We start from the raw sequence: 11,906 nt of genomic DNA on the forward strand, positions 1-11,906 counted from the left end.
AATCAGGCTTTGGCTGCAACGTATTCCGGGTAGTCGGTGTAACCCTTGGCAATGCGATCGCTGACACCGTAGTAAGTCGCGCGGTCGCCCTCTGCCAGTGGCCAGCCGTTCTGCATGCGCTCCACCAGATCCGGGTTGGCGATGTAGGCAGTACCGAAGGCGATCAAGTCGAGTTCACCTTTAACCAGTTCCGACTCAGCGAGGGCTTGGTTAAACCCACCGGCGGCCATCAAGGTGCCCTTGTAGGCTTCACGGAATGCGGCGCCGAACCCCGGCGGCGTTTCAGCGGCGACGATGGTCGGTTGGTAGTTCAGGTGGACGTAGGCCAGCTCGCGTTCATTAAGCGCTGCCGCCATGCTCATCCAGGTTTGTGCTTCACCTTCGTACACACCAAAGTCATACAGGCGGCCAAACGGCGAGAACCGTACGCCAATCTTCGAGCCGCCGATTTCGGCAGAAATCGCGTCAATGGTTTCCAGCAGAAAGCGCTGGCGATTGGCGATCGAGCCACCGTACTGGTCGGTACGGGTGTTCAAGGCGCTGCTGAGGAACTGATCGAACAGGAACCCGTTGGCGGCCATGATTTCAACACCGTCAAAACCGGCCTCCATCGCCATACGCGCAGACTTCACAAAGTCAGCGATGACACGTTTCACTTCATCCGTTTCCAGCGCACGGGGCACGCTGGGTTGCACAGGACCGGATTCGCCAGGCTCGATCCAGGCATATACCGTGGTATCGACCGCCGGCTGAGTACCCGAAGAAACCGGAACCATGCCATGCACCGAAATATGGGACATACGGCCAACGTGCCATAACTGCGCGAAGATCTTCCCGCCCTTGGCGTGCACCGCGTCGGTGACCTGACGCCAGCCTGGCAAGTGTTCGTCGGCATAAATACCCGGGGTGTACAGGTAGCCACGGGCTTCGTCGGAAATCGGCAGGCCTTCGGTGATCAGCAGACCAGCAGAAGCACGCTGTGCGTAATACAGCGCGGTGAACTCGTCAGGGATGTTGTCTAGCGTCCGGGTGCGGGTCATGGGGGCCATGACGACCCGGTTTTTCAGCGCAGTACCGGACAGATCGTAAGGGGTGAGCAGCTTATTCATGATGAGTCTCGAAGTCGTTGACAGGTTGAAAGTCAGCGTTTGATTTACGACTTATCGAATGCGTCCAGCACATGTGTGCTGTACACCAACGCGGCACCGGCGTTCATGTTGATTGCCACGCCCAGTGCTTCGGCGACTTCTTCACTGGTGGCGCCAAGTTTCCTGGCTTCGGCGGCGTGGAAGGCGATGCAACCGTCGCAGCGGGTGGTCACGGCCACGGCGAGGGAGATCAGTTCCCGGGTCTTCGCGTCCAGGTGATTGGTCTTGCCACCGGCAGCGCCGAGCGCCGCCATGCCTTTCATTGTTTCCGGAGACAGGCCGTTTAGTTCTACCAGGCGAGTATTGATGTCTTTGCGGGTTTGCTTCCAATCTTGCATGGGATTCTCACAGGGATGGTGTTGATTGCAGTTATCTAAAACTTGCTAATAAACTACCATCCAGTTGGTAGGCAAACAAAGTGCTCGTGCTGATGTTCACTATCAACGCAATCGAAGGTATTGATAATTTGCTCCCGAATAATGGGGAAATCGCTTCATGGAGGTGACGATTGCTGGACTGTTGAGTGTTATCAGGGATCAAGGCCCCTGCGACCTGTGAGGGTTGTCCACTAACGCGGGACTTTCGGCTCCTTACGACCGGGAGCTTGGGCATCTCATGATCTGGCCTCCTGAACACTTCCGAAGACGTGGGCGGGTGGAGGCTGCGCAGGTTGGCGCAAGGAAATGGCCACGTTTGGATAGGTTGCTGCAGGGCAGTTGGGTAGGGGGAAGGCAATGATCTGAAGTGGGCATCGATCAAAGCGTCGCGGGTCGTACCATCGCCCACCGGGATTCCACGGAACGCCAAAACGAAAAAACCCGCCTGAGAAGGCGGGTTTTTCGGTGGTTTCAGAGATTTTGGAAGCCTTCTCTGGAACCTTGTATGGCTCCACGACCTGGACTCGAACCAGGGACCCAGTGATTAACAGTCACTTGCTCTACCAACTGAGCTATCGCGGAATGGCGCGTATCTTACTGATTCAAAAAGGGAAGTCAAGCATCTAATAACAATGGGAGCGAATCATCGGGACGGGCGGTGGTTTAGCGGCGATTGGCGGTTACCAGGATCGCCCCAGGGGTCTACCATGGCCGCCCGGAAGTGGTGACACGCGCTGCCGGCCATTCGCCGAAAAGGTATGCGCCATGAATCATTTGACCCTCACACCTCGACACCACGGGGTGCACCCATGAGCATCTCTCAGATCAGCCTGCCCAAAGGTGTCGGCCCCCACGCCGAAAAGTTGTTCGACGCCATCACTCAGGCCGGCACCGCTGAAGCATTGAACCGCGCTGGCGGCAAGGCGGAAGGTTTCGTCCTGGGGCTGGAAAGCACCAAGGCGATCAAGAGTCAGATCGCCGAATCGCTGTATGTCGCCTATGACGACGCTGCCAGCCAGCGTGCGAGCGAACTGGCTTAACCGCCGAAGGTAATCGTGGCAACCATCAGCTTGGCGTAGAGCGCCGTGGCACCCAATTGCACCAGCCACAGGGCCAGGCCGCCGAGAAACACACCGGCGGCCACTTGCATCACCAGGTTGTTGCCGCGTTTTGTCGGGGCGCGGGGGGTGAAGTGATCCAGGTCATCCAGGTCATCGCGGTCAGCGCGAAGGTCATCGTTTTTCATGTGGGTTCTCGAAACATCCGGGTGAAGACAACCTGTAGGAGCTGGCTTGCCAGCGAAGAGGCCATAACGGTCAACATTGCTGTTGGTGGATCGACCGCCATCGCCGGCAAGCCGGCTCCTACAGGGTAGATGTGTGCAGTTTAGAGGGGTGGGACAAGGCTTTGAGATTTATCTGCGACAAATAAAAAACGGGAAGCCCCATGGCTTCCCGTTTTTCGTATCACGACGCGATTCAGATCACCTGAACGATGGCATCCGTAACGGCCTTGATGTTGCTCTGGTTCAGCGCGGCCACGCAGATGCGGCCGGTGTCCAGGGCGTAGATGCCGAACTCGTTGCGCAAGCGGTGAACCTGCTCAACGCTCAAGCCGGAGTACGAGAACATGCCGCACTGACGACCGACGAAGCTGAAGTCGCGCTGAGGCGCTTTTTGTGCCAGCAGATCGACCATCTGGGTGCGCATGCCACGAATGCGCAGACGCATTTCGGCCAGTTCGGCCTCCCATTGGGCGCGCAGTTCCGGGCTGTTCAGCACTGCAGCGACAACGCTGGCACCGTGGGTCGGCGGGTTGGAGTAGTTGGTGCGGATCACGCGTTTGACTTGCGACAGCACGCGCGCGCTTTCTTCTTTCGATTCGCTGACGATCGACAGGGCACCTACGCGCTCGCCGTACAGCGAGAACGATTTGGAGAACGAGCTGGAAGCGAAGAAGGTCAGGCCCGACTCGGCGAACAGACGCACGGCAGCGGCGTCCTCGTCGATGCCATCGCCGAAACCTTGATACGCCATGTCGAGGAATGGCACGTGGCCTTTGGCTTTAACGACTTCCAGGACGTTTTTCCAGTCGGCCGGGCTCAGGTCCACGCCAGTCGGGTTATGGCAGCAGGCGTGCAGCACGATGATCGAGCCGTTTGGCAGCGCCTTCAGGTCTTCCAGCATGCCGGTGCGATTCACGTCGTGGGTCGCGGCGTCGTAGTAGCGGTAGTTCTGCACCGGGAAACCCGCGGTTTCGAACAGCGCGCGGTGGTTTTCCCAGCTCGGATCGCTGATTGCCACAACGGCGTTCGGCAGCAGTTGCTTGAGGAAGTCGGCACCGATTTTCAGAGCACCCGTACCGCCAACGGCCTGGGTGGTGATGACGCGGCCAGCGGCGATCAGCGGCGAGTCATTGCCGAACAGCAATTTCTGCACGGCGTGGTCGTAGGCGGCGATACCGTCGATTGGCAGGTAGCCACGGGAAACGTGTTGAGCGGCGCGAATGGTTTCGGCTTCGACAACGGCGCGCAGGAGTGGAATTTTCCCCTCCTCGTTGCAGTAAACACCGACTCCCAGGTTGACCTTGTTGGTACGGGTATCGGCGTTGAATGCTTCGTTGAGGCCCAGGATTGGATCGCGTGGTGCCATTTCGACAGCGGAGAACAGGCTCATTTTTGCGGCGGCTCTGAATGGAGAGTGGAGGGACGTGTCGCGCTCCAGCCGAATGCACTAGAGCGGTGCACAAACGGGGAGCTAGTATAGAGGCCATCCGCGAGTGATGGCGACAGACGAATCGGCTTTTCGGTTAAGTTTTTCCGATTATTTTTCGACCGTTAGTCGAATGCCAGCGTCAAAGACTTCAAGGGATGTAGGACGTTTGCCTTGAAAGCGCGGGCAATCGGCTCCACATTGAGCACAATCCAGTATTTTCCTCGGGCGACATCGGTCGTTTGCGGTCTTTCTCGTTCGTGCCGGTTTTGCCGGCAAGAGTGATCCAGAGGTTTTTCATGTCTGAATTCCAGCTAGTCACCCGTTTCGAGCCCGCCGGCGATCAGCCGGAAGCCATCCGCCTGATGGTCGAGGGCATCGAAGCCGGGCTGGCGCACCAGACGCTGCTCGGTGTGACCGGCTCGGGCAAGACCTTCAGCATCGCCAACGTGATCGCCCAGGTGCAGCGCCCGACCCTGGTGCTGGCGCCGAACAAGACCCTGGCGGCGCAGTTGTACGGTGAGTTCAAGGCGTTCTTCCCGAACAACGCGGTGGAGTATTTCGTTTCCTACTACGACTACTACCAGCCGGAAGCCTACGTGCCGTCCTCGGACACCTTCATTGAGAAGGATGCGTCGATCAACGACCACATCGAACAGATGCGTCTGTCGGCGACCAAGGCATTGCTGGAGCGCAAGGACGCGATCATCGTCACCACGGTGTCTTGCATCTACGGTCTGGGCAGCCCGGAAACCTATTTGAAAATGGTGTTGCACGTGGATCGCGGCGACCGGCTTGACCAGCGTGAATTGCTGCGACGCCTGGCCGACCTGCAATACACCCGCAACGACATGGACTTTGCCCGCGCGACCTTCCGCGTGCGTGGCGATGTGATCGATATCCACCCGGCGGAATCCGATTTCGAAGCGATCCGCATCGAGCTCTTCGACGATGAAGTGGAAAGCCTTTCGGCGTTCGATCCGCTCACCGGCGAAGTCATTCGCAAACTGCCGCGCTTCACCTTCTACCCCAAGAGCCACTACGTGACGCCACGGGAAACCCTGATGGGCGCGGTCGAAGGGATCAAGGTCGAGTTGCAGGAGCGCCTGGAATACTTGCGTTCCAACAACAAACTGGTGGAAGCCCAACGCCTGGAGCAGCGCACCCGTTTCGACCTGGAGATGATCCTCGAACTGGGTTACTGCAACGGCATCGAAAACTACTCGCGCTATCTGTCCGGCCGCGAAGCCGGCGCGGCGCCACCAACCCTTTACGATTACCTGCCGGCCGATGCCTTGCTGGTGATCGACGAATCCCACGTCAGCGTTCCGCAGGTTGGCGCCATGTACAAGGGCGACCGCTCGCGTAAAGAGACGCTGGTGGAATACGGTTTCCGCCTGCCTTCGGCCCTGGACAACCGGCCGATGCGTTTTGACGAATGGGAAAGCATCAGCCCGCAGACGATTTTCGTCTCGGCGACGCCGGGGAACTACGAAGCCGAACACGCCGGGCGCGTCATTGACATGGTGGTGCGCCCGACCGGGCTGGTGGACCCACAAATCGAGATCCGCCCGGCACTGACCCAGGTCGATGACTTGCTGTCGGAAATCACCAAGCGCGTCGCAGTCGAGGAGCGGGTGCTGGTCACTACGCTGACCAAGCGCATGGCCGAAGACTTGACCGATTACCTGGCCGACCACGGCGTGCGCGTGCGTTATCTGCACTCGGACATCGACACCGTGGAGCGGGTCGAGATCATCCGCGACCTGCGTCTCGGTACTTTCGATGTGCTGGTGGGCATCAACCTGTTGCGTGAAGGTCTGGACATGCCGGAAGTCTCGCTGGTAGCGATCCTCGACGCCGACAAGGAAGGCTTCCTGCGGTCCGAGCGCTCGCTGATCCAGACCATTGGCCGGGCGGCACGTAACCTCAATGGCCGGGCGATTCTCTATGCCGACCGCATTACCGGTTCCATGGAGCGGGCGATCGGTGAAACCGAGCGTCGTCGCGACAAGCAGATCGCCTTCAACCTGGCCAATGGCATCACGCCCAAAGGCGTGTTCAAGGACGTTGCCGACATCATGGAAGGCGCCACCGTGCCCGGTTCGCGCAGCAAGAAGCGCAAAGGCATGGCCAAGGCTGCCGAGGAAAACGCCAGGTACGAAGCGGAATTGCGCTCGCCGGGCGAGATCGCCAAGCGTATCAAAGCCCTGGAAGAGAAAATGTATCAGCTTGCCCGGGACCTGGAGTTCGAAGCGGCGGCGCAGATGCGTGACGAGATTACCAAGTTGCGCGAGCGGTTGATCACTGTTTGATTTGTAGTGTCTGAACTGGCCTCATCGCGAGCAGGCTCGCTCCTACAGGGTTCAATGTGATCCCTGTAGGAGTGAGCCTGCTCGCGATTGGGGCAACTCGGTCTCAGTGCGCTTCCCCAGCCTTCAACCCCACCGGCAACTTCCTGGTCAGCAACACCGCCAGCATGCTGATCCCCAGCGCAATCCCGACAAAATGAAACGCATCGTTATAGGCCATGATCGACGCCTGTTGATGCGCAATTTCGCTGAGTTTGCCCAGTGCCGCCGTTTCACTGCCCAGTCGGTCGGTCAACGAGGCAATGCGCTCGGCCACCTGCGGATTGCTCGGCACGATCGATTCACGCAGGTAGTCAAAGTAAACCTTGGTCCGCGCATCCAGTAGCGTGGCGAGCAGGGCGATGCCGATGGCGCCGCCGAGGTTGCGCAGGATGTTGAACAGGCTCGATGCCGATCCCGCATCCTGGGGCAGGATGTAGGCAGTAGCGATCAGCGAGATGGTGACCATGATCAGCGGCTGGCCCAGGGCGCGGATGATCTGGATCTGATTGAACTGCGGCCCGGCAAAGTCCGGGTTCAGCACGCCCGACGAGAAACTCGCCAACCCGAACAGCCCGAAGCCCAGCGTGCATAGCCATTTCGGCGAGACGAACTTCATCAGCTTGGGCACCAGCGGGATCAGAAACAGCTGCGGCACGCCCATCCACATGATCACTTCGCCAATCTGCAGGGCGTTGTAGTTCTGGATCTGCGCCAGGTACAGCGGCAGCAGGTAGATCGAACCGTACAGCCCGACCCCCATTCCGACGCTGGAAATGCTGGATAAACCGAAGTTGCGGTTGCCGAGGATGCCAAGGTTGATCAGCGGATTGGGTTTGGAAAACTGTACGATCACAAAGGTGATCAGGCTGACCAGCGCGATGCTGCCCAGGGTCACGATCAGGTTCGACTCCAGCCAGTCCTTGCGATGGCCTTCCTCCAGAAACACTTGCAAGCAACCAAGCCCGACGCCAAGGGTGAGAATGCCGGTGTAGTCGGTGCTTTTCAGCAATTCCCAGTGCGCTTCTTTCTTCTCCAGGCCGTACATCAGGCCGGCGATCATGATCAGGCCGGGCGGGATGTTGATGTAGAAGATGTATTCCCAGCCCCAGTTTTCCGTCAGCCAGCCGCCGAGGGTCGGACCGATGGAGGGGGCGAAGGTGGCGGTCATGGCGAACATGGCCATGCCCTTGGCGCGGTGGTGTTCCGGGAGTTTGATCAGGGTCAGGGTGAACGCCAGCGGAATCAGCGCGCCGCCGGTAAAGCCCTGCAAGGCGCGAAACATGATCATGCTTTCCAGGCTCCAGGCCATGGAGCAGAGCAGGGAGGCCGCTAGAAACCCGAGGGACACCCACACGGCCAGGCGTCGCGCCGACAGCAACTGCACGAGCCAGGCGGTGAGCGGAATCATGATGATTTCCGCCACCAGGTACGAGGTGGAAATCCACGAGCCTTCTTCCAGGGTCGCCGACAGCGCACCCTGGATGTCCTTGAGCGAGGAGTTGGTGATCTGGATGTCGAGCACCGCCATAAAGGCGCCGAGCATCACGCTCATCACCGCGATCCAGTCCCGCCGGGTCGGTTCGCCGACCGGGCGGATCAGTTGATCACCGGCCATTGTCAGTGGCGTCTTTGCTGCTCACTTTGCTGGTGACATCTTCAGGGGCGTCCTTGATGTTCACCTTGGCGGTCACCGACATGCCCGGACGAATCTTGCCGCGCAGCGGGTTGTCCGCGGCGAAGGTCAGTTTTACCGGAATCCGCTGCACGACCTTGGTGAAGTTGCCCGTGGCATTGTCCGGCGGCAACAGGCTGAACTGCGCGCCCGAGGCGGCGAACAGGCTGTCGACCCGGGCTTCGATCGGAGTGTCGCTGTAGGCGTCGAAGGTCAGCTCGGCTTTCTGGCCGGGCTGCATGTGGCCGATCTGGGTTTCCTTGAAATTGGCCTGAATCCAGATGTCTTCGTCCGGCACGATCGACAACAGGTAAGCGCCGGCCTGCACGTATTGGCCGTTGCGTGCAGCGCGCTGGCCGATCAGGCCGCTGATGGGCGCATGGATTTCGCTGCGGGTGAGGTTCAGCTCGGCCTGGGCCCGATCGGTTTCGGCGTTGGCAATCTGTGCGTCGAGACGTTTGATCTCGGCGGTCAGTGCATTGACCTGCTGGCGCTGACTTTGCGCGTCGGCCTGGGCCTTGGCCAGTTGCGAGCGGGCGATGTGGGATTCGGCGGAGAGGGTGGTCACCCGCTCTTCCGAGACATAGCCGGGTTTGCGCAAGGTCTCGGCGCGAGTCAGGTCGATCTGCGAGCGACCCAGGCTGGCCTGGCTGGACGCGACTTGTGCTTCGCTGGCGGCAATCAGGCTGGCCTGCTGGGTCAGTTTGCTCTGGGCTTGCAGGCGCTCGGCCTGGCGAGTGGCCAGGACGGCATTGGCGCGGTCGACAGCGAGGCGGAAGTCGTCGCCTTCGAGTTTGACCAGCAACTGGCCTTTCTCGACATGCTGGTTGTCCTGCACCAGCACTTGGTCGATGCGCGCGCCCAATTGGCTCGACACACGGGTGATCTCGCCCTGGACATAAGCGTTGTCGGTGCTTTCATAAAAGCGCCCCTTGAAGAACCAGTGGGCAAACAGGCCCCCCGCAATCAACAGGACCATCAGCAGGAAGGTGAAGAGGCGACGCTTGAGTTGGGCAGGCATGAGGAAAACTGTAGTCGAGAAATTGTAAGAGAAGTTATCGGCAGGTGAATCTGGCATACAGCCGATAAACGGTAAATGCCGTCGGCCGATATCCGCGGCATACGGGCGTTACAGCCGCAACCTTGGCTTAAATGCCCTGTTCGCTGGAGCCGGGCGGGTGTCGCCTGTTACCATTCGCGCCTTGTTTGAACTTTGCTTTTTTTCTTTTCGAGACATGCCATGACCACCGTCCGCACTCGCATCGCGCCATCGCCTACCGGGGATCCCCACGTAGGTACCGCTTACATCGCCTTGTTCAACTACTGCTTTGCCAAGCAGCACGGCGGTGAGTTCATCCTGCGGATCGAAGACACCGACCAACTGCGTTCGACCCGCGAGTCCGAACAGCAGATTTTCGACGCCTTGCGCTGGCTCGGCATCGAATGGAGCGAAGGCCCTGACGTCGGCGGCCCGCACGGTCCATACCGTCAAAGCGAGCGCGGCGATATTTATCAGAAGTATTGCCAGCAACTGGTCGACCTGGGCCATGCGTTCCCGTGCTTCTGCACCGCCGAAGAACTGGACCAGATGCGCGCCGAGCAGATGGCCCGTGGCGAAACCCCGCGCTACGACGGCCGCGCGCTGCTGCTGTCCAAGGAAGAAGTCGCCCGTCGCCTGGCGGCTGGTGAGCCGCACGTTATCCGCATGAAGGTGCCGAGCGAAGGCGTCTGCGTGGTGCCGGACATGCTGCGTGGCGACGTTGAAATCCCGTGGGACCGCATGGACATGCAAGTCCTGATGAAGACCGACGGCCTGCCGACGTACTTCCTGGCCAACGTGGTCGACGATCACCTGATGGGCATCACCCATGTATTGCGCGGCGAAGAGTGGCTGCCATCGGCGCCGAAGCTGATCCTGCTTTACGAGTACTTCGGCTGGGAACAACCGGAGCTGTGCTACATGCCGCTGCTGCGTAACCCGGACAAGAGCAAGCTGTCCAAGCGCAAGAACCCGACTTCGGTGACGTTCTACGAGCGCATGGGCTTCATGCCCGAAGCGATGCTCAACTACCTGGGGCGCATGGGCTGGTCGATGCCGGACGAGCGCGAGAAGTTCTCGTTGCAGGAAATGGTCGACAACTTCGATCTGAAGCGCGTGTCCCTCGGCGGGCCGATCTTCGATATCGAGAAACTGTCCTGGCTCAACGGTCAGTGGCTGCGTGACCTGCCGGTGGAAGAGTTCGCCGCCCGCGTGCAGAAGTGGGCGTTCAATTCCGAATACATGATGAAGATCGCACCGCACGTGCAGGGCCGCGTCGAAACCTTCAGCCAGGTGGCACCGCTGGCCGGGTTCTTCTTTGCCGGTGGCGTGAACCCCGATGTCAAACTGTTCGAATCGAAGAAGCTGTCGGGCGATCAGGTCCGCCAGTTGATGCAGTTGATCCTGTGGAAACTCGAAAGCCTGCGTCAGTGGGAGAAGGACAGCATCACCGCGACCATTCAAGCGGTGGTCGAGTCCCTGGAGTTGAAGTTGCGTGATGCCATGCCGCTGATGTTCGCTGCGATCACTGGCCAGGCCAGCTCGGTGTCGGTGCTCGATGCGATGGAAATCCTCGGGCCGGACCTGACCCGTTTCCGTCTGCGCCAGGCGATCGATCTGCTGGGCGGCGTGTCGAAGAAAGAAAACAAGGAGTGGGAAAAGCTGTTGGGCGCTATCGCCTAAGAGCATTTGACCTTGTGTAGGAGCTGTCGCAGGCTGCGATCTTTTGACGTTGGCTTTCAGAAGCAAGATCAAAAGATCGCAGCCTGCGGCAGCTCCTACAGGTCCGCGTTCTGCGAAAACCTCCCGATTTTTCGGGGCGAGGGCGGTAAGTGATTGTTATGTCGGCAAAAAACTTTAAATTTTTTGAAAAATAAGTTTGACAGACTTTCGATACGCCCTTAAGATTCGCCCCGTCCTCAGCGATGACATCAACGATGAGGGGCTATAGCTCAGCTGGGAGAGCGCTTGCATGGCATGCAAGAGGTCGACGGTTCGATCCCGTCTAGCTCCACCAATTTACACTTCAAGGTCTGGCCACACCGGCCTTGGAGCGATCAACACTCAGCGTTGATCAGTTGTACAGAAGGGTTTGCGTCCCCTTCGTCTAGTGGCCTAGGACACCGCCCTTTCACGGCGGTAACAGGGGTTCGAGTCCCCTAGGGGACGCCAGTTTTACAGAAGCGATGTTGCAAGATGTCGCTCCGCCGCGAGGCGAAAAATCCGGGGCTATAGCTCAGCTGGGAGAGCGCCTGCATGGCATGCAGGAGGTCAGCGGTTCGATCCCGCTTAGCTCCACCAATTTTACAGTTCAAGGTCTGGCCACACCGGCCTTGAATCGATCAGCTCTCAGCACTGATCAGTTGTATAGAAGGGTTTGTGTCCCCTTCGTCTAGTGGCCTAGGACACCGCCCTTTCACGGCGGTAACAGGGGTTCGAGTCCCCTAGGGGACGCCACGATTACCCGCTCTGCGGGATTTTATAAGGGTCATTCAATTATTGAATGGCCCTTTTGTTTGTCTGGCGTTTGGCCAAATTCCTCCATTTCCAAAAAAACTGTTCTTCAGACCAGCGGTCACACCCATGGCTTGCTAAAATTTATTAT

General features: G+C 59.1%; 10 protein-coding genes and 5 tRNA genes. 7 read left to right on the forward strand and 8 right to left on the reverse strand.

From position 1 onward, the window contains the following. Positions 1 to 2: 2 nt before the first annotated feature. From KGA83_RS11370 to KGA83_RS11380, 3 genes are all read right to left on the reverse strand, one after another. Positions 3 to 1,109 carry an alkene reductase gene (locus KGA83_RS11370; RefSeq protein ID WP_115947699.1) on the reverse strand — a complete coding sequence of 369 codons (1,107 nt, stop codon included), beginning with the start codon at positions 1,107 to 1,109 and terminating at the stop codon, positions 3 to 5. 44 nt (positions 1,110 to 1,153) lie between these two features. Beyond that, positions 1,154 to 1,486 carry a carboxymuconolactone decarboxylase family protein gene (locus tag KGA83_RS11375; RefSeq protein ID WP_223529756.1) on the reverse strand — a complete coding sequence of 111 codons (333 nt, stop codon included), beginning with the start codon at positions 1,484 to 1,486 and terminating at the stop codon, positions 1,154 to 1,156. 545 nt (positions 1,487 to 2,031) lie between these two features. Beyond that, positions 2,032 to 2,107, reverse strand: a tRNA-Asn gene (locus KGA83_RS11380). A gap of 227 nt (positions 2,108 to 2,334) precedes the next feature. Between KGA83_RS11380 and KGA83_RS11385 the strand changes: the two genes are divergently transcribed. Next, positions 2,335 to 2,565: a hypothetical protein gene (locus KGA83_RS11385; protein ID WP_116582050.1), complete on the forward strand. Its 231-nt coding sequence runs from the start codon at positions 2,335 to 2,337 to the stop codon at positions 2,563 to 2,565. Here KGA83_RS11385 and KGA83_RS11390 read toward each other — a convergent pair. The 3 genes from KGA83_RS11390 to KGA83_RS11400 all read right to left on the reverse strand — a co-directional run bounded on the left by KGA83_RS11390 (position 2,562) and on the right by KGA83_RS11400 (position 4,537). Next, positions 2,562 to 2,771, reverse strand: coding sequence for a hypothetical protein (locus KGA83_RS11390; protein ID WP_108230030.1), 210 nt, complete (start codon positions 2,769 to 2,771; stop codon positions 2,562 to 2,564). The two genes, KGA83_RS11385 and KGA83_RS11390, sit on opposite strands and share 4 nt — an antisense overlap. A gap of 232 nt (positions 2,772 to 3,003) precedes the next feature. Next, complete coding sequence (locus tag KGA83_RS11395) at positions 3,004 to 4,200, reverse strand: amino acid aminotransferase (protein ID WP_108217801.1); 1,197 nt, start codon at positions 4,198 to 4,200, stop codon at positions 3,004 to 3,006. A 187-nt stretch (positions 4,201 to 4,387) separates the two neighbouring features. Next, the gene (locus KGA83_RS11400; protein WP_158273955.1) at positions 4,388 to 4,537 is read right to left on the reverse strand and encodes a hypothetical protein; all 150 of its coding nucleotides are present in this window, start codon (positions 4,535 to 4,537) and stop codon (positions 4,388 to 4,390) included. Here KGA83_RS11400 and uvrB point away from each other — a divergent pair. Further along, entirely contained in the window at positions 4,536 to 6,551 is a 2,016-nt protein-coding gene (gene uvrB, locus KGA83_RS11405) for an excinuclease ABC subunit UvrB (RefSeq protein ID WP_115947703.1), read from the forward strand. The two genes, KGA83_RS11400 and uvrB, sit on opposite strands and share 2 nt — an antisense overlap. A gap of 103 nt (positions 6,552 to 6,654) precedes the next feature. Here uvrB and KGA83_RS11410 read toward each other — a convergent pair whose 3' ends face one another. Beyond that, positions 6,655 to 8,145 carry an MDR family MFS transporter gene (locus KGA83_RS11410; RefSeq protein WP_177413254.1) on the reverse strand — a complete coding sequence of 497 codons (1,491 nt, stop codon included), beginning with the start codon at positions 8,143 to 8,145 and terminating at the stop codon, positions 6,655 to 6,657. Between the two features lie 49 nt (positions 8,146 to 8,194). After that, a complete protein-coding gene (locus tag KGA83_RS11415) occupies positions 8,195 to 9,283 on the reverse strand; it encodes an HlyD family secretion protein (RefSeq protein WP_115947704.1) in 1,089 nt (362 codons plus the stop codon). 219 nt (positions 9,284 to 9,502) lie between these two features. On the opposite strand from KGA83_RS11415, the gene gltX reads away from it, so the two are divergent. The 5 genes from gltX (at position 9,503) to KGA83_RS11440 (ending at position 11,758) form a co-directional block, all read left to right on the forward strand. Then, the gene (gene gltX, locus KGA83_RS11420; protein WP_108217797.1) at positions 9,503 to 10,984 is read left to right on the forward strand and encodes a glutamate--tRNA ligase; all 1,482 of its coding nucleotides are present in this window, start codon (positions 9,503 to 9,505) and stop codon (positions 10,982 to 10,984) included. A gap of 258 nt (positions 10,985 to 11,242) precedes the next feature. Further along, positions 11,243 to 11,318 (forward strand) — tRNA-Ala (locus KGA83_RS11425). Between the two features lie 79 nt (positions 11,319 to 11,397). Next, positions 11,398 to 11,473 (forward strand) — tRNA-Glu (locus tag KGA83_RS11430). Positions 11,474 to 11,526: 53 nt separating this feature from the next. Further along, positions 11,527 to 11,602 (forward strand) — tRNA-Ala (locus KGA83_RS11435). A gap of 80 nt (positions 11,603 to 11,682) precedes the next feature. After that, positions 11,683 to 11,758 (forward strand) — tRNA-Glu (locus KGA83_RS11440). Positions 11,759 to 11,906 lie beyond the last annotated feature (148 nt).

This window comes from Pseudomonas sp. GL-R-19 (assembly GCF_019956375.1).
GTDB lineage: Bacteria > Pseudomonadota > Gammaproteobacteria > Pseudomonadales > Pseudomonadaceae > Aquipseudomonas.